Source organism: Streptococcus massiliensis DSM 18628, from assembly GCF_000380065.1.
Lineage (GTDB): Bacteria > Bacillota > Bacilli > Lactobacillales > Streptococcaceae > Streptococcus > Streptococcus massiliensis.
In genome coordinates, this window is sequence record NZ_KB904383.1 from 1 (window position 1) to 22,988 (window position 22,988).

At 43.2% G+C, this 22,988-nt stretch carries 21 protein-coding genes, 1 rRNA gene and 1 pseudogene; 22 read left to right on the forward strand and 1 reads right to left on the reverse strand.

Annotated features, from left to right (window positions below):
* Positions 1-34: 34 nt before the first annotated feature.
* The 10 genes and pseudogenes from A3I3_RS10140 (at position 35) to purB (ending at position 9,491) form a co-directional block, all read left to right on the forward strand.
* Positions 35-1,111: a Cna B-type domain-containing protein gene (locus tag A3I3_RS10140; RefSeq protein WP_478078756.1), complete on the forward strand. Its 1,077-nt coding sequence runs from the start codon at positions 35-37 to the stop codon at positions 1,109-1,111.
* Between the two features lie 114 nt (positions 1,112-1,225).
* Positions 1,226-2,179: pseudogene (locus A3I3_RS0104645) on the forward strand (S66 family peptidase).
* A gap of 107 nt (positions 2,180-2,286) precedes the next feature.
* Positions 2,287-3,792, forward strand: a complete 1,506-nt coding sequence (gene glpK / locus A3I3_RS0104650; protein WP_018371570.1) for a glycerol kinase GlpK — start codon at positions 2,287-2,289, stop codon at positions 3,790-3,792.
* A gap of 137 nt (positions 3,793-3,929) precedes the next feature.
* The gene (purD, locus tag A3I3_RS0104655) at positions 3,930-5,192 is read left to right on the forward strand and encodes a phosphoribosylamine--glycine ligase (RefSeq protein WP_018371571.1); all 1,263 of its coding nucleotides are present in this window, start codon (positions 3,930-3,932) and stop codon (positions 5,190-5,192) included.
* Positions 5,193-5,387: 195 nt separating this feature from the next.
* Positions 5,388-5,876, forward strand: coding sequence for a 5-(carboxyamino)imidazole ribonucleotide mutase (gene purE / locus A3I3_RS0104660; protein WP_018371572.1), 489 nt, complete (start codon positions 5,388-5,390; stop codon positions 5,874-5,876).
* Positions 5,863-6,942 carry a 5-(carboxyamino)imidazole ribonucleotide synthase gene (gene purK, locus A3I3_RS0104665; protein WP_018371573.1) on the forward strand — a complete coding sequence of 360 codons (1,080 nt, stop codon included), beginning with the start codon at positions 5,863-5,865 and terminating at the stop codon, positions 6,940-6,942. The genes purE and purK overlap by 14 nt, the downstream gene beginning before the upstream one ends.
* Before the next feature lie 13 nt (positions 6,943-6,955).
* Positions 6,956-7,174: a hypothetical protein gene (locus A3I3_RS0104670; protein ID WP_018371574.1), complete on the forward strand. Its 219-nt coding sequence runs from the start codon at positions 6,956-6,958 to the stop codon at positions 7,172-7,174.
* Positions 7,171-7,920, forward strand: a complete 750-nt coding sequence (locus A3I3_RS0104675) for a hypothetical protein (protein ID WP_018371575.1) — start codon at positions 7,171-7,173, stop codon at positions 7,918-7,920. The genes A3I3_RS0104670 and A3I3_RS0104675 overlap by 4 nt, the downstream gene beginning before the upstream one ends.
* A gap of 23 nt (positions 7,921-7,943) precedes the next feature.
* On the forward strand, positions 7,944-8,186 hold the full coding sequence (locus A3I3_RS0104680) for a hypothetical protein (protein WP_018371576.1): 243 nt from the start codon (positions 7,944-7,946) through the stop codon (positions 8,184-8,186).
* A gap of 9 nt (positions 8,187-8,195) precedes the next feature.
* The gene (gene purB, locus A3I3_RS0104685; RefSeq protein WP_018371577.1) at positions 8,196-9,491 is read left to right on the forward strand and encodes an adenylosuccinate lyase; all 1,296 of its coding nucleotides are present in this window, start codon (positions 8,196-8,198) and stop codon (positions 9,489-9,491) included.
* Between the two features lie 48 nt (positions 9,492-9,539).
* Here the strand turns inward: purB and A3I3_RS0104690 are convergent, their stop codons facing one another.
* Positions 9,540-10,247 carry a GntR family transcriptional regulator gene (locus A3I3_RS0104690; protein ID WP_019231918.1) on the reverse strand — a complete coding sequence of 236 codons (708 nt, stop codon included), beginning with the start codon at positions 10,245-10,247 and terminating at the stop codon, positions 9,540-9,542.
* 145 nt (positions 10,248-10,392) lie between these two features.
* Between A3I3_RS0104690 and A3I3_RS0104695 the strand changes: the two genes are divergently transcribed.
* The 12 genes from A3I3_RS0104695 to A3I3_RS0104750 form a co-directional block, all read left to right on the forward strand.
* Positions 10,393-12,189, forward strand: coding sequence for a glycoside hydrolase family 35 protein (locus A3I3_RS0104695; RefSeq protein ID WP_026129859.1), 1,797 nt, complete (start codon positions 10,393-10,395; stop codon positions 12,187-12,189).
* Positions 12,186-12,662: a PTS sugar transporter subunit IIB gene (locus A3I3_RS0104700; RefSeq protein WP_018371580.1), complete on the forward strand. Its 477-nt coding sequence runs from the start codon at positions 12,186-12,188 to the stop codon at positions 12,660-12,662. The genes A3I3_RS0104695 and A3I3_RS0104700 overlap by 4 nt, the downstream gene beginning before the upstream one ends.
* 26 nt (positions 12,663-12,688) lie before the next feature.
* Positions 12,689-13,612, forward strand: coding sequence for a PTS mannose/fructose/sorbose/N-acetylgalactosamine transporter subunit IIC (locus A3I3_RS0104705; RefSeq protein ID WP_018371581.1), 924 nt, complete (start codon positions 12,689-12,691; stop codon positions 13,610-13,612).
* Positions 13,599-14,429, forward strand: coding sequence for a PTS system mannose/fructose/sorbose family transporter subunit IID (locus tag A3I3_RS0104710; protein ID WP_018371582.1), 831 nt, complete (start codon positions 13,599-13,601; stop codon positions 14,427-14,429). Before A3I3_RS0104705 ends, A3I3_RS0104710 begins: the two co-directional genes overlap by 14 nt.
* Before the next feature lie 16 nt (positions 14,430-14,445).
* Positions 14,446-14,850 carry a PTS sugar transporter subunit IIA gene (locus tag A3I3_RS0104715; protein WP_018371583.1) on the forward strand — a complete coding sequence of 135 codons (405 nt, stop codon included), beginning with the start codon at positions 14,446-14,448 and terminating at the stop codon, positions 14,848-14,850.
* Positions 14,851-14,909: 59 nt separating this feature from the next.
* The gene (locus A3I3_RS0104720; RefSeq protein ID WP_018371584.1) at positions 14,910-16,076 is read left to right on the forward strand and encodes an SIS domain-containing protein; all 1,167 of its coding nucleotides are present in this window, start codon (positions 14,910-14,912) and stop codon (positions 16,074-16,076) included.
* 20 nt (positions 16,077-16,096) lie between these two features.
* A complete protein-coding gene (locus A3I3_RS0104725) occupies positions 16,097-17,128 on the forward strand; it encodes an aldose epimerase family protein (protein ID WP_018371585.1) in 1,032 nt (343 codons plus the stop codon).
* Between the two features lie 364 nt (positions 17,129-17,492).
* On the forward strand, positions 17,493-19,643 hold the full coding sequence (locus A3I3_RS0104730; RefSeq protein ID WP_018371586.1) for a peptide cleavage/export ABC transporter: 2,151 nt from the start codon (positions 17,493-17,495) through the stop codon (positions 19,641-19,643).
* A gap of 11 nt (positions 19,644-19,654) precedes the next feature.
* Entirely contained in the window at positions 19,655-21,004 is a 1,350-nt protein-coding gene (locus tag A3I3_RS0104735) for a bacteriocin secretion accessory protein (RefSeq protein WP_018371587.1), read from the forward strand.
* Positions 21,005-21,058: 54 nt separating this feature from the next.
* The gene (gene ruvB / locus A3I3_RS0104740) at positions 21,059-22,057 is read left to right on the forward strand and encodes a Holliday junction branch migration DNA helicase RuvB (RefSeq protein WP_018371588.1); all 999 of its coding nucleotides are present in this window, start codon (positions 21,059-21,061) and stop codon (positions 22,055-22,057) included.
* Entirely contained in the window at positions 22,058-22,615 is a 558-nt protein-coding gene (locus A3I3_RS0104745) for a nucleotidyltransferase family protein (RefSeq protein WP_018371589.1), read from the forward strand.
* 284 nt (positions 22,616-22,899) lie between these two features.
* Positions 22,900-22,988: ribosomal RNA gene (locus A3I3_RS0104750) — 16S ribosomal RNA — on the forward strand; the annotation flags it as partial.

The window sequence follows — 22,988 nt, forward strand, 5'->3', positions numbered from 1 at the left end:
TACCAATAAACCAAAATATAAGAATGGTAAGGAAATCAAGTACACTGTTGTAGAAGAAACTGTCAGTGAGTATAAGGGAACGACTGATGGACTCAATATCACCAACTCCTACACACCAAAAGTGGTGGATTATGAAGTGACCAAGAAGTGGGATGATAATGATAATCAAGACGGNAAACGTCCGAAAGAAATCACTGTTCACCTTATGAAGACAGTTGATGGTGTCAAAACAAAAGTTGCGACTAAGGTTGTCACCGAAGCAGATAGTTGGAAGTATACTTTCACTAACTTACCAAAATACGAAGCAGGAAAAGAAATCACTTACTCCGTTGAGGAAGATAAGGTTGAAGGTTATGATACAAAGGTTGATGGTCACGAGATTACCAATACCCACACGCCAGAGATGATTAAGATTTCAGGTGAGAAGGTTTGGGATGATGCCAACAACCAAGACGGCAAACGTCCGAAAGAGATTACCATTGAAATTCGTAAGAAAGATAGTAAGGATCTTGTTGACTCCATCACAGTTACTCCAGATGCAAATGGTAATTGGAAGTTCACTTCTAAAGATTTACCAAAATATGAAAATGGTAAGGAAATTATCTATGAAGTGAGTGAAAAACGGGTAGAGCATTACGAAACTACGATTACGCCAAGTACAAATGGTCAATACACAATCACAAATACCTACACTCCAGAAAAGACGATGATTTCTGGTGAGAAGGTTTGGGATGACGCCAATAACCAAGATGGTATTCGCCCAGATAAGATCATTGTTCATCTTCTTGCCAATGGGGAAGATACTGGACAGGTAGCGACTGCTAGTGCAGAAACGAACTGGACTTATCGCTTTAGCGACCTTCCGGTCTACAAGGACGGGAAGAAGATTGAGTACAGCGTGAAGGAAGATAAGGTTGAGGGCTATGAGACAAGTCTGAAAGGCTTTACGATTATCAACAGTCATAAGCCAACCGAACCAACTCCACCTTCTACGCCGAACCAACCTAAGAAGATTTTACCAAAAACCGGTGAAGTGATGAGCTGGTTAGGAGGCCTTGGGGCACTCTTGCTCGTTGGCTTAGGTGGAACGTATTTGCGGCGTAAGAGCTAATGAATCAAAAACTCGTAAAGTTGAATCTTTACGGGTTTTTAAATTTATACTAGGAAATGTTTATTGGGTGAGAATTATGTTATAATGTTTAAAATTGCTGGCAGGGAGGTTCCTATGAAAAAATTAGAAGCAGGAGGTCATATTCGAGTTCTAAGTCCGTCCTCGTCTATTGAAAGAATAGGTGGTTTCGAGGCGAATTTGGCGGCTAAGGAAAAACTGGAAAATTTAGGTTTTCAGGTCTCGTTTTCAGAGCACTACTTTGAGAATGATGTATTAAACTCAGCTTCGATTGAGAGCTGAGTGGCTGATCTGCATGCAGCTTTTTCTGATGAAAGTGTAGATATGATTTTGGCGACGATCGGTGGCGTTAATTGTAATGAACTTTTGCCGTACTTGGATTATGATTTGATTGCACATCACCCAAAGCCTATCTGTGGCTACTCGGATACGACGGCTTTACTGAATGCCATCTACGCAAAGACGGGCTTGCAAACCTATATGGGACCTTCTTATTCGAGTTTTAATATGAAAGAGGGACAGGATTGCCAGAGCAAGATGTGGTTACAAGCGCTGACTAAGTCTAGCTATGATTTGACACCTAGTACGGAGTGGTCAAGCGACCCTTGGTATGATCCGGCTCAGACTCGGCATTTTTATCCAACTGAGTGGAAAGTTTACAATGAAGGACAGGCTCAAGGTGTGGCTAGTGGTGGCAATATTTCAACTTTTCATCTCCTAACTGGGACGGAGTTTGCTCCTCATCCAGATAAGTATGTGCTCTTTCTAGAGGAGGCAGAGGATGATACATGGGAAATTATTCTATGGCATTTGACGGCGATTTTTCAGCATTATCAACGACCAGAGGCTGTTTTGTTTGGGCGCTTTCCCAAAGAATGCCAGATGACGGAGGAAATTTTCCGCTTTATTTTAGATAAATATCCTGTACTTAAGAGCGTACCTGTGCTGTACGATCTGGACTTTGCCCATACTCAGCCGCTTTTTACTTTTACTATTGGCAGCCAAGTCTTTGTTGATACAGAAAAAATGATGATCCATATTGAGGAATAAGAAAAGAGGTCTTTAAGGCTTCTTTTTTATAAGTTCATGCCAAAATGCAACCGCTTTCGGATAAAACATGCTATACTAATAATAGAAATCATGCTAAGGAGGCGTTTATGTCAACTGAAACATACATTATGGCCATTGACCAAGGGACGACGAGTTCGCGGGCGATTATTTTCAACCGGGCGGGCGAGCAGGTAGCCAGCAGTCAGAAGGAATTTCCGCAGATTTTTCCGCAGGCGGGCTGGGTGGAGCACAATGCCAATCAGATTTGGAACTCGGTTCAGTCGGTCATTGCGGGCGCTTTTATTGAGAGTGGCATCAAGCCTAGTCAGATTGAGGCGATTGGGATTACCAATCAGCGGGAGACGACGGTCGTTTGGGACAAGAAAACGGGGCAGCCGATATACAATGCCATTGTCTGGCAATCGCGGCAGACAGCGCCTATTGCTGAGGAGCTCAAAGCGGCTGGGCATGCGGAGCTCATTCATCAAAAGACTGGGTTGGTCATTGACGCTTACTTTTCTGCGACCAAGGTTCGCTGGATTTTAGACCATGTGGAGGGGGCGCAGGAGCGAGCTGAAAAAGGCGAGCTGCTTTTTGGTACCATTGACACCTGGCTGGTCTGGAAACTAACCGACGGTCAGGCACATGTGACCGATTACTCCAATGCGGCGCGAACCATGCTTTACAATATTAGGGATTTGAAGTGGGACGAGGATATTTTAGCTCTGCTCAATATCCCGCAGGTTATGTTGCCAGAGGTCAAGTCAAACTCCGAAATCTATGGTTGCACCAAGCCTTACCATTTTTACGGCGGGCAAGTGCCTATCTCAGGCATGGCAGGTGACCAGCAGGCAGCACTTTTTGGGCAGTTGGCTTTTGAGCCCGGTATGGTCAAAAACACCTACGGAACAGGCTCTTTCATCATCATGAACACAGGCGAGGAACTCCGCCTTTCGCAAAATAATCTCCTGACGACCATTGGCTATGGGCTAGGTAGCAAGATTTATTATGCCTTGGAAGGCTCCATATTTATCGCGGGGAGTGCGGTTCAATGGCTGCGCGACGGACTGAGAATGATTGAAACAAGCCCAGAGTCAGAAGGGTTAGCAGCAGCTTCGCAAAATGAAGACGAAGTCTATGTTGTGCCAGCTTTCACTGGACTGGGCGCGCCCTACTGGGACCCTGACGCGCGGGGAGCGGTTTTCGGCTTGACTCGCGGGACGAGTAAGGAAGATTTTATCAAGGCGACCCTGCAATCCATTGCCTACCAAGTGCGCGATGTCACCGATACCATGGAGGCGGACACGGGCATTCACATCCAGTCGCTCAAGGTGGACGGCGGTGCTGCTATGAACAATCTGCTCATGCAGTTTCAGGCGGATATTCTGGGCATTGAAATCGCTCGCGCTAAAAATCTAGAAACGACAGCCCTAGGCGCAGCCTTTCTGGCAGGACTGTCTGTCGGCTACTGGCAGGATTTGGAGCAGTTAAAGGCGCTCAATGCGATTGGCAAAACCTTCCAGCCGCAAATGAAAGAGGAGAAAAAAGAAAGTCTCTATCGGGGTTGGAAAAAGTCTGTCGCAGCCGCACAATTTTTTGCACAAGATGAATAATAAAGGGGGAATGACGAGTTTATTTCGTCATTCTTTGCTTTTGTCAAATAAAAATTGGTTCCAAAGTCGATTTATCCTAGATTAAGCCGAACATTTCTGGTAAAATAGAAATAAATAATTCGTAAATGGAGTCTGTCATGAAACTTTTAGTCGTTGGTTCAGGTGGTCGCGAACATGCGATTGCTAAAAAATTATTGGAGTCGCCACAGGTGGAGCAGGTTTTTGTTGCCCCGGGAAATGACGGCATGACCTTGGACGGTCTGGATTTGTTGCCTATCGGGATTGATGAGCACGCTCGCTTGATTGATTTTGCTAGTCAAAATGACATCGCTTGGACTTTTGTTGGGCCAGACGATGCCTTGGCAGCAGGCTTGGTCAATGATTTTGAAGCCGCAGGGCTCAAGGCTTTCGGTCCGCGAAAAGAAGCGGCAGAGCTTGAGTGGTCCAAGGATTTTGCCAAATCTATCATGCAAAAATATGGCGTCCCAACCGCTCGCTATCAGACTTTTTCAGACTTTGAAGCGGCTAAAGCCTACATCGAAAAAGAAGGAGCGCCGATTGTGGTCAAGGCAGACGGACTTGCCTTGGGCAAGGGCGTCGTGGTCGCTGAGACGGTCGCAGAAGCGGTTGACGCGGCGCGTGAGATGCTGCTGGACAAGCAATTTGGCGACAGCGGTGCACGAGTGGTCATCGAGGAGTTTCTCTCAGGTGAGGAATTTTCTCTCTTTGCCTTTGTCAAGGGGCAGGACTTCTATCTCATGCCGACGGCGCAAGACCATAAGCGGGCTTATGACGGTGACAAAGGTCCTAATACAGGCGGCATGGGTGCCTATGCCCCAGTTCCTCACCTAGCTCCTAGCGTTGTGGACGAGGCGGTGGAAACCATTATCAAGCCCGTTCTTGAGGGCATGATTGCCGAGGAGCGTCCTTATCTGGGTGTGCTGTATGCGGGGCTTATTTTGACGGCGGACGGTCCCAAGGTCATCGAGTTCAACGCCCGCTTTGGCGACCCCGAGACGCAGGTGATTTTGCCGCGCTTGACCTCTGATTTGGCGGTTAATCTAGATGATTTGCTAGCTGGGAAAAGCCCTAACTTCACTTGGACGAGTGAGGGCGTGACGCTGGGCGTAGTGGTCGCAAGCGAGGGCTACCCGCTGGCTTATGAAAAGGGCGTCCTGCTTCCAGCAAAGACAGAGGATGACGTTATCACCTACTATGCCGGGGCTCGTTTTGCGGAAAATGGCAGAGCGCTGCTATCAAATGGTGGACGAGTCTATATGCTGGTCACCACAGCGGACAGCGTAGCGCAGGCGCAAGAACGGATTTACAGTCAGCTTGAACAGCAAGAGACAAAAGGATTGTTCTACCGTCGTGACATTGGCTCAAAAGCAATCCAATAAAAGCGAACGAAGTGAGCTATAAGGGACACTTTTCGCTGTAGTAAAATCCAAGCAACAGATAGGTAGCTGTTGCTTGGGCGGAAAATCTGAGACCGTGGCTCAGATTTTAGCGATGAAATCCCAGCAGGGAGTTGCTCGCGTCCGTGCTACCTAAGAAAAGTGTAAAAAAGAATTTTTTAGTAAAGAGGTATCAGAATGACAGCACTCGTATCAATTATCATGGGCTCAAAGTCAGATTGGGCGACCATGCAAAAAGCGGCTCAGGTCTTGGACGACTTTGGGCTGCCCTATGAAAAAAAGGTCGTTTCCGCTCACCGTACGCCTGACCTGATGTTTCAGTTTGCCGAGGAAGCACGCGGACGCGGCATCAAAGTCATCATCGCGGGCGCGGGCGGTGCAGCCCATTTGCCGGGCATGGTGGCTGCTAAAACGACTCTCCCTGTCATCGGCGTGCCAGTCAAATCACGCGCCTTAAGTGGCGTCGACTCGCTCTACTCGATTGTACAGATGCCGGGCGGCGTGCCCGTTGCCACTATGGCAATCGGAGAAGCTGGCGCAACCAATGCGGCTCTGCTTGCGCTGCGGATTTTGTCTACGGGTGACCAAGAATTGGCACAAAAACTGGCTGATTTTGCAGACCAGCAAGGAAAGATAGCGGAGGCTTCCACGGATGAGCTCAAGTAAAACAATCGGAATTATCGGCGGCGGTCAACTCGGTCAGATGATGGCTATTTCCGCCATTTATCAAGGGCACAAGGTTGTGACCCTAGATCCTGCTGCGAATTGTCCCGCCTCCAAAGTCAGTCAAGTCATTGTAGCGCCCTATGACGACGAAGCCGCCCTGCGTCAGTTGGCAGAGCAGGCGGATGTCTTGACCTATGAGTTTGAAAATGTGGACGCGGACACTCTAGACGCGGTGGCAGAGCTAGCAGCTTTACCACAGGGAACCAGGCTTCTACGCATTTCGCAAAATCGGATTGCTGAAAAGGAATTTCTGACCGAGGTTGGAGTCAATATCGCGCCCTACCGCATCGTTCGGTCGGCGGCGGATTTGGTGGATTATGGTGATTTTTCGACCAAGCGCGTGCTGAAGACCGCGACAGGTGGCTACGACGGACACGGTCAAGTCGTTATCAAGGACGAGGCTAGCCTTAAAGAAGCACGCCAGCTAGCCGACCAAGCGCCTTGCGATTGCGTTTTGGAAGATTTCGTACCTTTTGACAAGGAAATTTCGGTCTTGATTTCGGGAAATGGACACGATGTCACCGTTTTTCCCCTTCAGGAAAATATTCACCGCAACAACATTCTCGCAAAAACCATTGTTCCTGCGCGTCTTTCCGCTATTTTAGCCGTGCAAGCCGAAGAAATGGCTAGAAAAATCGCCACAGAAATCCAGCTTTCTGGTACACTATGTATAGAGATGTTTGTGGCGGGCAAGGAGCTTTTGGTCAATGAAATCGCTCCGCGTCCTCATAATTCGGGGCATTACAGCATTGAAGCCTGCAATTTTTCCCAATTTGACACCCATATTTTAGGTGTTTTGGGGCAAGAATTGCCGACAATCAAGCTCCATGAGCCAGCCGTCATGCTCAATGTCCTCGGACAAGATTTGGAAGCAGCGGCAGCCTTTGTCAAAGAGCACCCGCAGGCGCACCTGCACCTCTACGGCAAGGAAGAAGCCAAGCACAACCGCAAAATGGGACACGTGACTTTGCTTACAGAGGAGACGGATGAGGTGAGTTTAGACTAGAGAGGAGAATAGGATGATAAAAATCATTATCCACGCTTTCGTTGATGAGGTCGGCGTGGTGGAAGTGCTTTTTGCCAGTTCCGACCATGAAAAAGTAGCCAGCAAGTTTGTCGACTACCAAGCGAGCTACCCCAACGATTATCTCGCTATCTACGACCTGCCGCTAGACACCGAACTCAATCAGCTAGCCCATTACCCCTCGGTTGCGATTGAGAAGGAGGAGTTTGGGTGAGGAAATACATTAGTGAAAATAAAATTTTATTGACTTTAATCTTCACGGTGGTACTATTATCTGGTCCAATATTTTCTGTTTTACTTAATTTACTGTTAAAATTATTAGATAGAAATTTGGGTGATTGGTTAAGTTTTTACGGAGCTATCATTGGTATTGTGATTTCAGCTCTGATGATTCATTTCCAAATGTTCCTAGAAAAAGAAAAGGAAAAAACAAGGTTTCGACCTGAATTAGCGGTTGAAAATGATTATCAATTAGTAAAATCTGGAAGTCGTGTATATTTTAATAATAAATATTGGTATCACTTGGAAAAGCAACGCACGAATAAATTCGTTGAAAGTAATAATTTTGAATTACAATACAATAATGAAAACAGAATGGATAAGGCTTTATCTATCGAAATTTTAAATGCTCAACCGCTATTCAATCTTTGTATTCAATTTGGTGACGGGAACAGTCATTATGAACGTATTTCTAGATTAAGTGCAGGTGAAAGAATTTATGTGATTTCAAAAAGTCATTTGAAAGAGCATCTTGATAAATGGGTTGACGGTGATGCTGATTTTACACATGTTCCTCAAAAGCTAATCTTTTACTATACTACACTGGTAGGAGAACATGTTAAAAGTGAATATAGAGTAGATAGCAACGGTTATTGCTATCTTGAAAAACAAGAATATGGCATTGACTATCCTAAGATTTCAAGTGGCAATATAGTCTGCGATTATTTTATAAAAACATAAATTTCATTGTAAAGGAGACCCACATGATTAAACTAATTACCCACGCTTTTGCGGACGGTGAGGAGCCGATTTTTCAGATTGCTTATGCTAGTGCCGACGAGGCCAAGGTGGAAGCAAAGTTGGCGGAGTTGAAAGAGCAATTTCCGCAGGATTATTTGGCGATTTACAAGTTACCGCTAGACAGCGATTTAGACCAGCATTTTGCCCTGCGTTTGGACTTGGTTTCAAACTTGATTAAGGAGCAAGAGCAAGCAAAGAAGCAATAAGGAGAAAACATGCTAGAACGTTACACACGCCCCGAAATGGGAGCCATTTGGACAGAGGAAAACAAGTATCGCGCTTGGTTGGAAGTGGAAATCTTGGCGGATGAGGCTTGGGCTGAGCTGGGCGAAATTCCCAAGGAGGATGTGGCGCTGATTCGCGAGAAAGCGACTTTTGACATCGACCGCATTTTGGAAATCGAAGAAGCAACACGCCACGACGTGGTGGCTTTCACGCGGGCGGTTTCTGAGAGCCTGGGACATGAGCGCAAGTGGGTGCACTACGGTCTGACCTCGACCGACGTGGTTGACACCGCCTACGGCTACCTCTATAAGCAGGCAAACGACATTATTCGCGAGGATTTGCGCCGCTTTACCGACATTATCGCCGACAAGGCGCGTGAGCACAAGTTCACCATTATGATGGGACGCACGCACGGGGTGCACGCGGAGCCGACGACTTTCGGGCTCAAGCTCGCCACTTGGTACAGTGAAATGAAGCGCAATATTGAGCGTTTTGAGCGGGCAGCTGCTGGGGTAGAAGCTGGGAAAATCTCTGGCGCTGTGGGAAATTTTGCCAACATCCCGCCTTTTGTGGAAAGCTATGTCTGTGAAAAATTAGGCATTCGTCCGCAGGAAATTTCCACCCAAGTCCTGCCGCGTGACCTCCACGCCGAGTATTTTGCTGCGCTAGCAACCATTGCCACCTCTATCGAGCGCATGGCGACCGAAGTCAGGGGTCTGCAAAAGTCCGAGCAGCGCGAAGTTGAGGAATTTTTCGCTAAAGGTCAAAAGGGCAGCTCTGCTATGCCTCACAAGCGCAATCCAATCGGTTCTGAAAATATGACGGGGCTGGCTCGCGTGATTCGTGGGCACATGGTGACGGCTTTTGAAAATGTCGCTCTCTGGCACGAGCGTGATATTTCCCACTCCTCTGCCGAGCGTATTATCACGCCGGACACGACCATTCTCATCGACTATATGCTCAACCGCTTTGGCAATATTGTCAAAAATCTGACCGTTTTCCCAGAAAATATGAAACGCAATATGGGGTCAACTTTCGGGCTGATTTACAGCCAGCGCGTCATGCTGAGCTTGATTGAAAAAGGCATGACCCGTGAGGAGGCTTACGACTTGGTACAGCCAAAAACGGCCTATGCTTGGGACAATCAAACCGACTTCCGACCACTCCTTGAAGCCGACGAAGAAGTCACCTCACGCCTAACGCCAGCTGAAATCGACGACATCTTTAACCCTGTTTACTACACCAAGCGGGTGGACGAAATCTTCCAGCGCGTGGGCCTGGATTAAGATACAAAAACGAGACACATTTCTAATGTATCTCGTTTTTAATATGCATTAATTTTGGCTCAAGAATTTAATCTTGAAGTAATCACCACGTTTGTAAGTTTCGCTGTATTCTAAGACTTGTCCAGTTGTTGTGAGTGATGTGGTTTTTACCTGAAAGACAGTTGGAAACTGTGGTTCAATTTCTAAGACTTTCGCCACATCTTCTGGTGTCGGATAAACAATTTCATTGATTTCTTCAAAATGTTCATCATTCATGTGAATATGATAGTCATTTTTGAAGCGACGATAGATAGAACTATAATAATCTAAATTTGGATAATTCGCATTGATATATTGTTCAGGAATATAAGAATGATGATAAATATAAGGTTGTCCGCCTGTTTTGCGAACCCGCTCAATCTTGTAATAAAATTCCTTTTTCTTCAAGCCGAGCTTTTCTAAATAAAATTCTTCATTACCACGTTCAATGGAAAGAACAATGACTTGGTCGTTTTGCATAGAAAAAACTTCTACATCAGAAAACTCAACAAGCTTGTGCTTACGAGAACGGGAAACGAAAGTTCCTTTACCTTGCTGACGAATGATATATCCATCTGCTGCTAAATCATTGAGAGCCCGCACGACCGTGATAGAACTAACACCATAAATCTTGATCAGTTCAGCCTCTGTGTAGAACTTATCACCATTTTCAAATTTACCAGAAATAATTTGCTGTTTCAAATCTTCTTCGATTTGCTGGTATTTGGGGATTGCCATGGTAGCCACCTCACTTTCCTATTTATACTTTCTAAACTAATTTTAATACATTTTCAAGAAAAAATCAAAAAATATATTGATATTTTTAAAATATTTTGATATATTAATAACAGAAAGCGGTTGCATAGAAAGGAGGTGAATGGAAATGAAACGTTTTGAAATCAAAGAATCTTTCCATTTAGATGGCAAACCATTTAAAATTTTGTCAGGCGCCATTCATTATTTTCGGATTCATCCAGATGATTGGTATCACTCACTTTACAACTTGAAAGCGCTAGGATTTAATACAGTAGAAACCTACGTTCCGTGGAACATGCATGAGCCACAAAAAGGGGAATTTGATTTTTCAGGGATACTGGATGTCGAATCTTTCTTACAACAAGCACAAGATTTAGGACTTTACGCTATTGTACGCCCATCGCCTTTTATTTGTGCTGAATGGGAATTTGGTGGTTTTCCAGCGTGGCTCTTGTCTGAAGACATGCGAATCCGCTCATCGGATAAAGCCTATCTCACCCACGTAGCTCGCTATTACGATGAGTTACTGCCTCGTTTAGTTAAATATCAGCTTGAAAATGGGGGCAATATCCTCATGATGCAGATTGAAAATGAGTACGGTTCATACGGCGAGGATAAGGATTACCTGCGAGCAGTTCGTGATCTCATGTTGGAACGCGGTGTGACTTGTCCACTCTTCACATCAGATGGGCCTTGGCGTGCGACTCTTAAGGCAGGGAGCATGATAGAGGACAACATCTTAGCGACAGGAAATTTTGGCTCGCGCGCCGCTGAGAATTTTGCTTCAATGAAAGAATTCTTTGCAGAGCACGGTAAAAAATGGCCGCTCATGTGTATGGAGTTTTGGGATGGCTGGTTTAATCGCTGGAATGAGCCCGTTATTACGCGTGATGGCGAGGATTTAGCTCAGTCTGTTCATGAAGCATTAAAAGAGGGAAGTATTAACCTTTATATGTTTCATGGTGGGACAAATTTCGGTTTCATGAATGGTTGTTCAGCCCGAGGACAAAGAGATTTGCCACAAGTTACTTCTTATGACTACGATGCGCTTTTGGACGAGGCGGGAAATCCAACCGCCAAGTATTATGCCGTGAAAAAGATGATAGCGACTTATTATCCCGAATATCCACAATTAGAGCCACTTGTTTATGAACGTGACGAAAATTGGGAAGTGACGGCAGAACTCACAGACAAAGTAAGCCTTTTATCAGTCAAAGATGACTTAGCTGTACCAGTGAGAAGCCTTTATCCACGGTCAATGAAGGAATTAGGACAAAATTATGGTTATCTCCTTTATGAGACAAAGGCTGTTTGGGATGCGGAAGAAGAACGCCTCCGAGTGATCGACGGGCGAGATCGAGCTCAAGTCTTCGTGGACGGGGAGTTGGTCGCCACTCAGTATCAAGAAGAAATTGGTGAAGACATTTTTGTTGCGGGTAAGGTAAAAAAAGAAAAAAACATTGATGTTCTTGTAGAAAATATGGGAAGGGTCAACTACGGAAATAAACTTTTATCAGATACACAGGACAAGGGAATTCGCCAAGGAGTGATGAAAGATTTACATTTTATTTTGGACTGGAAACATTATAAATTAGACTTTAAATCACTGGAAAATCTTGATTTTACTAGGGATTGGGTAGAAAATCAACCCGGATTCTATAAATTTGACTTTTCGATGGAAACGCTTTATAATAGTGTATATATCAATCTAGAGAATTTTGGAAAGGGTGTGGTGTTCGTAAACGGTCACAACATTGGACGCTTTTGGAATGTTGGACCAACCCTTTCACTCTATGTTCCTAAAGGTTTTCTCAAAGAGGGAGACAATCAAGTCATTGTCTTTGAAACCGAAGGGATTTATGATCAACGGATTACTTTTAATCAAAAACCTAATTTTAAACTCGTAAAGGGGGAAAATTTATGACAATCGTCGGAGTACGGATTGACGGACGTCTAATCCATGGACAAGTAGCTAACTTATGGTCTACAAAATTGCAGATTTCACGTATTATGGTTGTGGATGATGAGGTGGCCGAAAATGCGATCGAAAAAAGTGGTTTGAAGCTTGCCACACCACCAGGAGTGAAATTGAGTGTTCTTCCTGTTGCTAAGGCGGCTGAAAACATTTTGGCTGGTAAATACGATTCACAACGTCTTTTCATCGTTGCGCGTCGTCCAGACCGTTTCTTGAAATTGGTTGAATTGGGCGTTCCACTTGAAACGATCAATGTTGGAAATATGTCTCAAACGCCAGAAACACGCTCTATCACACGTTCTATTAACGTGGTAGACGAAGATGTCGAAGTATTCAACAAGTTGCACGAAAAAGGCGTGAAAATCACTGCCCAAATGGTGCCAAACGATCCAGTTGAAGACTTTATGAAATTGTTAAAATAAGAAAAACTTTTTAGGAGGTCATTGTTATGATACAATGGTGGCAAATTCTCTTGCTTACGCTGTACTCAGCGTATCAAATCTTGGACGAGTTGACGATTAATACATCAGCTGGTTCACCAGTATTTGCAGGTTTTATCACGGGTCTTATTATGGGAGATATGACAACTGGTCTATATATCGGTGGTAGCTTGCAACTCGTTGTTCTTGGGGTCGGTACCTTTGGTGGTGCTTCTCGTATTGACGCAACTTCAGGTGCGGTTCTTGCGACAGCTTTCTCTATCGTTACCAAAGGGTTGAAACCAGAAGCAGCTATTACTAGTATTGCGGTACCAGTAGCGGCGCTCCTCGTTTATACAGACGTACTTGGACGTTTCTCTACTACTTACTTCGCACACCGCATTGATACTCACATTGAAAACTTTAACTATAAGGCAATCGAACGTGACTATCTTTTAGGTGCAGTGCCATGGGCCCTTTCTCGTGCTCTTCCTGTATTCCTTGCTCTTGCTCTTGGTGGTCCAGCAGTTCAAGCATTCTCAGATTGGTTGGCTAACAATGCACAATGGGTGGCTGATGGACTTGCTCTTGCAGGTAAGATGCTTCCTGGTGTCGGTTTTGCTATCTTGCTTCGTTACTTGCCAGTTAAGAAAAATTTGGCTTACCTTGGACTTGGTTTTGCAATCACAGCTGTATTGACCACTGTATTTAGTTACATCTCAACTTTAGGCAGTGGTGTATCAGCTCTTTATGGTATTCCACTTGTTAAAGAATTGGTTGATCAAGAAAAACTTGCAGCATTTGCAGGCAGCTTCAATGGACTACCAATGATTGGTATCGCCGTAATCGGTTTTGCGCTTGCATCTATTAGCTACAAGAATGCAGTTAGCCGTCCAGCAGCAGCTGCATCAGTACCATCAGAAAGCGGGGAAATCGACGATGACGAACTCTAAGTATAAATTAACAAAAGAAGATTTTAATCAAATCAACAAACGTAGTCTCTTCACCTTCCAATGGGGTTGGAACTACGAACGTATGCAAGCAACTAGTTACCTGTATATGATTTTGCCACAATTGCGCAAAATGTACGGAGACGGAACTCCTGAGTTGCAGGAAATGATGCGTACGCATACACAATTCTTCAACACTTCTAACTTCTTCCACACAATTATCGCAGGTATTGACCTCGCTTTGGAAGAAAATGAAGGAGTAGCTTCAAAAGATGCTGTTACAGGTATTAAAACAGGTTTGATGGGACCATTCGCTGCTATTGGTGATGCCGTTTTTGCCGCAACTATTCCAGCTATCCTTGGTGGTCTTGCTGCTGGTATGGCACTTGAAGGTAGCCCAATTGGGGTGCTTATCTGGGTGGCAGTAGCGGCATTTGGTATCAATCTCTTTCGTTGGAAACAATTAGAGTTTGCTTATAAAGAAGGGGTTAACCTCGTTACAACAATGCAAGATAGATTGTCAGCACTTACTGACGCTGCAACTGTTCTTGGTACTTTCATGGTTGGTGCGCTTGTCGCAACTATGATCAACTTCAAATTTACCTTTGTACACAATTTTGGTACGGTTCCATTTGATCTTCAAGCAACACTTGATCGAATCTTCCCACGCCTTTTGCCAGCGCTCTTTACAGGATTTATTTTCTGGCTTCTTGGTAAGAAAGGGATGAATTCAACCAAAGCAATCTTCTTAGTTATTTTAATCGCCCTTGGGGTATCTGCCTTCTCATTCTACTTCAAAGTACCAATTCTTGGTGTTTAGTAAGGTGGCAGGATAAATGGCGAAAGATTTAATTTTAGTTAGTCATGGTCGTTTCTGCGAAGAACTGAAAAAAAGTGTGGAAATGATTATGGGGCCTCAAGATGGTATTCATGCAGTTGCACTTTTACCAGAGGATGGTCCTGAGGATTTCCAAGTGAAATTTAATGAAACAACTAAAGGTTTAGAAGAGTACATCGTCTTTGCAGATCTTTTAGGCGGAACACCGTGTAATGTGGTTAGCCGCTTGATTATGGAAGGACAAGACATCGAGCTCTATGCTGGAATGAACATGCCAATGGTTATCGCTTATTTAAACGATGCCTTGACAGGGACTTCCACAAACTATCCTGAAAAAGCAAGTGAATACATCGTAGATGTTAAAGCCGTGCTTGCAGGGATGTTATCAGACGAAGATGAATAATAATTAGAGCTTGGGCGACTTTTGGCTCAAGCTCTATTTCTTAGAAAATGAGGAATAAAATGTTAGATTACACAAAAGAACAATTGATAGAATTAGGCGCAGAGATTACGACGCGCGAAATCTATCAACAGCCTGACGTATGGTTGGAAACTTTTGCCAACTATAAGGAACAAGTTGCACAAATTGAAAGCTTTTTAGCAAATATTGCAGCTAAACATGATTATATCAAGGTTATTTTCACAGGTGCTGGGACTTCTGCTTATGTCGGAGATAGCATTGTGTCACACTTGAGCGCTCTTTATGATGAGAAAAAGTGGAATTTCAATTCTATTGCGACAACTGACATCGTAGCAAATCCACTTCCGTACTTACAAGCAGATGTAGCGACAGTTTTGGTATCTTTTGCTCGCTCTGGAAATTCACCTGAAAGTGTAGCAGCAGTTGACTTGGCAAAACAGTTGGTTAAAGACCTTTACCAAGTGACCATCACTTGCGCAGCTGAGGGTAAATTGGCGCAGCAAGCTCATGGCGATGATACAAACCTTTTGCTTCTCCAACCAAGCCGTAGTAATGACGCTGGTTTTGCTATGACAAGTAGCTTTACTTCTATGATGTTGACAGCACTTTTGGTCTTTGGCAAGGAAAGTCTAGAAGAAAAAGAAGCAAGCGTTAAAGCGCTAGCGGCCGTGTCACAAGGTGTGTTAGATAATGTTGCCGACATCAAAAATCTAGTTGACTTGGACTTTAACCGTGTTATCTACCTTGGTGCAGACGGCTTCTTTGGCTTAGCGCATGAGGCGCAGCTGAAAATTTTGGAATTAACAGCTGGTCAAGTAGCAACTATGTATGAAAGCCCAGTCGGTTTCCGTCATGGACCAAAATCTCTCATCAATGAAGAAACGGTTGTCTTGATCTTTGGCTCAACTAAGCCATATACAAAACTCTACGATTTAGACTTGGTACGTGAAGTTGCAGGCGATCAAATTGCGCGCAAAGTTGTTTACTTTACTGATAAAGCAGAAGCCTTGGAAAATGTTGAGCAAGTAGTACTGTCATCTGAAGTAGAACTTGCTGATGTTTACCGTGCTTTCCCATATATTGTCTACGGACAGTTATTCTCACTTTTGACCTCACTCAAGGTTGGCAATCGACCTGACACACCATCACCAACAGGTACGGTAAACCGCGTGGTGCAAGGTGTAATTATTCATCCATTTGAGGGCTAAAGGTATAAGGGAGGCAATAAATGAAAGCCTATCACACAGAAATATTTGGAAATTTTAAAGGGCAGGATATTCTACGCTATACTTTTGAAAACGAAACGGGTTATCGCTTGTCAGTCATGAACTACGGCGCTACTATTTTAGAGTATGCAACACCTGACAAAGAAGGCAAGATTGAAAATATTCTGCTTGCGTTTGACAGTTTTGAAGAGTATGTAGGAAACAGCCCCCGCTTTGGAGCAAGTATTGGTCCAGTTGCAGGACGGATTGCAACCGCCTCCTTTGACTTGGGAGATAAACACTACGAGCTTGAAGCAAATAATGGGACAAACAATCTTCACAGCGGCTCAACTGGTTTTGAGGGTATCGTCTTTCAAGTTGAGGAAATTAGTAATGACGGCTTGACTTTCTTCACAGAACGAGCTGACGGTACGGGTGGTTTTCCCGGTCACCTCAAAGTTTGGATTTCCTTTGCTCTGACAGAAAAAGGGGAGCTTGAAGTTTCTTATCAAATTCAGACAGACAAGGATACCTTGGTAAATCCAACTAATCATAGCTATTTTAACTTATCAGGAGACTTCACTCAGACTATAGATGACACGCAGGTTCAACTTGCAACGGAGGGAATTTATCCGATTGATGACAATTCCATTCCGCTGGGTGGATATGAAATTCCTGATTTTGTAAAAGATTTGCAAGAGGGGACAAATTTTAGTCATATCTTTGCTTCAAAGCATGAGCAAATTCAGCTAGTGGGCGGAATTGACCATCCATTTGAGTTAAGAGAGGAACAACTAGCAGCGACTTTTTATGATCCTGAAACAGGTCGCAAACTTACGCTAAAGACTGATAGACCTGTTCTCGTTATTTACACGGCAAATGTTTACGACGATACTACCTACCTTTCTGGTCAACCAGCTCGTATTCATAATGGCTTTGCATTAGAAGCGCAGGCCTTGCCAGATGCCATTCACACCGATAAATGTGAAGAAGTTATTCTTCGCGCTGGGCAAATATTTACTTCAACGACAATTTATCATGCTACGGTGCAATAATTTGTAGAAGTAATTCAATATTGTAAAAGATGAACATTGTTAATTTTGATGTTCTTCTTTTATTTTTTAGCCTTGTTTGATCATTTTGACAAGGTATAATACAGTGATGGGAGAGAAAAATATTTTGAATAAAAGATTTTTTGACCGTTCAGACTTAAAATTTGACCTTTCGCAACCAAGCTGAACAAATAAATAAAGATATTTTATAATAGTTGTAGAAAAGATATTATTCTTTTTACATCAAAGATAATCATAAAGTTTGCTTACTGGACTAGTAGGATTGTCAATAAACCAAGAGAGTTTTAACAAGGCGTCTTTCGTGGTTAAAAAATTTTATAATTTAAAAAAGTTAAAGGAGAAAATTATGTTGCATCGCTATCGTTTTGTCCCGCAAATTGATGCGAGAGATTGTGGAGTTGCGGCGCTTGCTTCGGTAGCAAAGCACTATGGGTCGGATTATTCTTTGGCGCATTTGCGGGAATTAGCAAAAACGACCAAGGAGGGAACGACAGCACTAGGCTTGGTGGAAGCGGCAAAGAAAATTGGCTTTGAGACTCGTCCGATTCAAGCAGATATGAGTCTTTTTAATATGGAAGATCTTCCTTATCCTTTTATTGCTCATGTCAATAAAGAAGGGAAGCTCCAGCATTATTATGTGGTTTATGCGAGTAAGAAAGATTATCTGATTATTGGCGATCCAGATCCCGCTGTCAAAGTAACCAAGATGAAAAAAGAACATTTTGCATCGGAGTGGACAGGTGTGGCGATTTTTCTTGCTCCTGAACCGAGTTACAAACCTCATCATGACCAAAAGAATGGTCTTTTTAGTTTTATGCCTCTTATTTTTAAGCAAAGAACTTTGATCACCTATATTGTTCTGGCTAGCTTGCTAATAACGCTGATGAATATTGTTGGTTCCTATTACCTGCAAGGGATTTTAGATGAATATATTCCCAATCATATGCGTTCGACTTTAGGAATTATCTCTATCGGTCTTATCATTGCTTACATATTGCAGCAGCTGATGATCTTTTCACGTGATTATTTGTTAACGGTGCTTAGTCAGCGGTTGACGATAGATGTTATTTTGGCTTATATTCGTCATATTTTTTCTCTCCCCATGTCTTTTTTCGCGACCAGACGGACAGGAGAGGTGATTTCTCGCTTTACAGATGCCAATTCTATCATTGATGCACTTGCTTCGACTATTTTATCTCTCTTTTTAGATCTTACTATCCTAGTTTTGGTTGGTGGGTTTCTTCTTTTACAGAATGTCAACCTTTTTCTTCTGACACTGCTGTCTATTCCGATCTATGCAATCATTATTTTTGCTTTCATGAGATCTTTTGAACGAATGAACCATAATGTGATGCAGGCCAATTCTATGGTTAGCTCATCAATTATTGAGGACATAAATGGAATTGAAACCATTAAGTCTTTAACTAGCGAGGAAACTCGTTATCAAAAGATAGATAGTGATTTTGTTGATTATTTGGATAAATCTTTTCAACTGAACAAATCTACCACGATTCAAACGGCTCTTAAACAAGGCGCGCAGCTCATTCTCAATGTGCTTATTCTCTGGGTTGGAGCCAATCTTGTCATGAAAAATCAAATTTCGATTGGGCAGTTGATTACCTATAATACTCTGCTGACTTATTTTACCAATCCGTTGGAAAATATTATTAATCTGCAAACAAAATTACAATCAGCCAAGGTGGCTAATAATCGTCTTAATGAGGTCTATTTGGTTTCTTCGGAATTTCAAGAGAAAAAGGGGATTGACAATCTAGAAAATTTAGCGGGAAACATCACTCTTTGTGACGTATCCTATAAATATGGCTTTGGTCGAGATACTCTGTCTGATATTAGCTTAACTATAACACCCGGAGAGAAAATAAGTTTGGTTGGAGTTAGTGGCTCAGGGAAGACGACTTTGGCTAAGATGCTGGTTCATTTTTACGATCCGTACAAAGGGAAGATTATGATTAATGGTCAAGATTTGAAAAATATTGATAAAACGGTTTTGCGGCGTTACATTAACTATCTTCCTCAACAGGCCTATGTCTTCAGCGGATCCGTTTTGGAAAACCTTACCCTAGGTGCAAGAGAGGATATCAGTCAAGCAGATGTGATTCGAGCTTGCGAGTTAGCAGAGATTCGGGCAGATATTGAGGCGATGCCTCTAGGTTATCAAACTGAATTGTCTGATGGAGCGGGCCTTTCCGGTGGCCAAAAACAGCGGCTTGCCTTGGCGCGTGCTTTTTTGACTAAAGCTCCTGTTTTGATATTAGATGAGGCTACAAGTGGATTGGATGTTTTGACGGAGAAAAAGGTCATTGATAATTTGATGGCAATGACGGATAAAACGATCATTTTTGTCGCTCACAGATTAAGTATTTCTGAGCGGACGGACAAGGTGATAGTTCTTCATCAGGGACATGTAATTGAGCAAGGCTCTCACGCTAAATTGATGTCTGCATCTGGTTTTTATCATCAACTATTTAGTAAATAAGGAGACGGCTTATGAATGCTAATTTATTTAAAAGTGCCGAATTTTCACGACGACGTTATCACAATTTCGCAACAGTTTTGGTTGTTCCTTTGGTTCTTCTGGTACTTTTTCTTTTTGCTTTTTCATTCTTGGCACAAAAAGAAATTACAGTTCAAGCAGTTGGGACAATCACTCCAACCCAGGTGATTGCAACTATCCAGTCAACTAGTGACAATGCTGTGATAACAAATAATCTAGTAGATAATGAAACGGTTGAAAAGGGACAGTTATTATTGACTTATTCAAAGACAATGGAAAGCTCGCAAAAAGAGGCTCTTAGTAAACAGCTGGAGACCTATAAACGGCAGACGGCGAGTTTGGATGTTTTGAAAGCCAGTCTAAATCAAGACAATAATCTATTCACAGGTGAAGATGAATTTGGTTATATCAACACTTATCGAAATTTTAATAGCCAAGTTGAGGACATCAAACAGGGAATTAACAAAACGAATAGTGATATTAGCAATCAAATTACAGCAAACGGTCAAACAATGGCAGCTTTGGACAGCCAGCTAGACAGTATTCAGCAAAAAATCAATGCCTATCGAGAGATTAAGACAGCAGTTGAAAACAATAAAACGAGCATTTCCAATACCAATCCTTTTCAAGCTGAGTTTAAGAGCTATCTTAGCCAAGATCAGGAAGGAACGGGGAAAAATCAGTACCTCGCACAATTAGACGAGAAAATTTCGAGTATGGAAGATAGCATAGCGACGCTTAGAACCCAGCAAGCTAGTTCCAAAGTGACATCAGCTTATGATACAAGTCTTTCGAGTAAGGTTGAAACTTTGAGGGCGCAGTTCCTTCAAAATGCCAGTCAGCAATCAAATGACATCCAAGTTAAAATAACTGAGTTAGAGAGTCAGTTAGCGCAAGCTGATAATATTCTAGCAAATACACAAATTATTGCTCCTGAAAATGGGGTGATTCATCTAAATGCTGGCTACAAAGGGAAAAATCTGCTACCTAAGGGAGTAGAAATTGCTCAAGTTTATCCACCAATCGTTGCCAATCAAGATGTTCTGATTACCTATTACGTACCTTCAAATTACATAACCCTACTTAAAAAGGGACAACTGGCTCGAATGCAGTTTGAAAAAGTTGGCAAAAAATCATTGGTATTAACAGGAACCATTGATAGTGTTGCACACTCTGCAACGGAAACCAAACAAGGTAATCTTTTTAAGGTAACAGCTAAGGTTAAGCTTGACAAAAATACTTCTGCGATTAAATATGGTCTTGAAGGGCGCGTCACAAGTGTTGTGGCAAAAAAGAGCTTTTTTGCTTACTATAAAGACAAGATTTTAAACAACGTGGAATAATTTTTATAGCACAGACGTTGGGAAAACGGCGTCTTTTTTGTTATAATGAAAAGTATGAGTAGAATTTTAGATAATGATGTAATGGGTGATGAGGAGTTGGTCGAGCGCACCCTCCGCCCTCAATTTTTAAGAGAATATATCGGGCAGGACAAGGTCAAAAATCAGTTGCAAATTTTTATTGAGGCAGCCAAATTGCGCGACGAAGCCCTGGACCATGTGCTTTTGTTTGGACCGCCGGGGCTAGGAAAGACAACCATGGCTTTGGTCATCGCAAACGAGCTGGGCGTGGGCATCAAGCAGACATCTGGTCCAGTCATTGAAAAAGCTGGCGACCTGGTGGCAATTTTAAACGACCTAGAACCGGGCGACGTCCTCTTTATCGATGAAATTCATCGTCTGCCAATGGCGGTGGAAGAAGTGCTTTACAGCGCCATGGAAGATTTTTACATTGATATTATGATTGGGACGGGAGATACGAGCCGCAGCGTTCACTTGGACTTGCCGCCTTTTACCCTGATTGGGGCAACGACGCGGGCAGGCATGTTGTCCAATCCTTTGCGGGCGCGTTTTGGCATCACTGGCCATATGGAGTATTATGAAGAGACTGATTTGACAGAGATTGTCGAGCGGACTGCTGAGATTTTTGACATAGACATCACTCACCAAGCAGCGGTTGAATTGGCGCTACGCAGTCGGGGCACGCCGCGGATTGCCAATCGTCTCTTAAAGCGCGTGCGCGACTATGCACAGATTAAAGGGGACGGTTTGATTGATGATGTCGTGACAGACCAGGCGCTCTCGATGCTGGATGTGGACCATGAGGGGCTTGATTATGTTGACCAAAAAATCCTGAAAACCATGATTGAGATGTACGCCGGTGGGCCTGTTGGTCTCGGCACTTTGTCGGTCAATATCGCTGAAGAGCGGGAGACAGTCGAAGACATGTATGAGCCCTACCTCATTCAAAAAGGCTTTATCTTGCGGACGCGGACAGGGCGCGTGGCGACGCGCAAGGCTTACGAGCACCTTGGATATACTTACGAGGAAAAGTAGATGACAAAGAGCGAGATTCTTAAGCAACTAGTTACAGATCCCCATATAAAAGAGATTTTAGAAATTATCCAGAGTCTTCAGTTGAATGACAGTTGGCTTTGTGCAGGAACAATTCGAAATTATATTTGGAATGTCTTGACTGATAAACTAGCTTTTGATGAAGAAACAGATGTAGATGTTATTTTTTACGATCCGGCAATTTCTTATGAAGAAACACTGATATTAGAAAAAAGATTACAAACAGATTATCCGCAGTATAAATGGGAACTCAAAAATCAAGTTTACATGCATGTCCATAGTCCAGAAACGCAGCCATATACAGATTCGCGTGATGCCATGAGTAAATATCCTGAACGCTGCACGGCAGTTGGACTTCGCTTAACAAACCAAGGAGAAGAATTTTATTGTCCTTATGGCTGGGAAGAAATTTTTCAAATGGAAGTTCATCCGACGCCACATTTTCGAAATAATCCCCAACGCCTTCAGCTTTACCAGACCCGTCAGTTAAAGAAAAGATGGCAAGACAAGTGGCAGAACTTAAAAATTTTCTCCGAATGAGAAGAAATAAGGAAGATTTTGATGTTCTAATTTTCGATGGTTTGCCCTGTTTTTAAGGAAAATTAGATTCTTTTTCAAAAAAAATAAAAAAAACATCAGAACCCCTTGACAAGTTGTTTATGTGATGATATACTGATATAGTTGTCCCTGAGGCAGCAGTAGACCTTTGAAAACTGAACAAGACGAACCAATGTGCGGGGGGTTATACTGAGAGGTATGACTCGTCAAACAAAAGAAAAACAATAAATCTGTCGGTGGACAGAATGAGTGTAGACTCAAACTAATTATATGAGAGTTTGATCCTGGCTCAGGATGAACGCTGGCGGCGTGCCTAATACATGCAAGTAGAACGCAGAGGATTGGTGCTTGCACT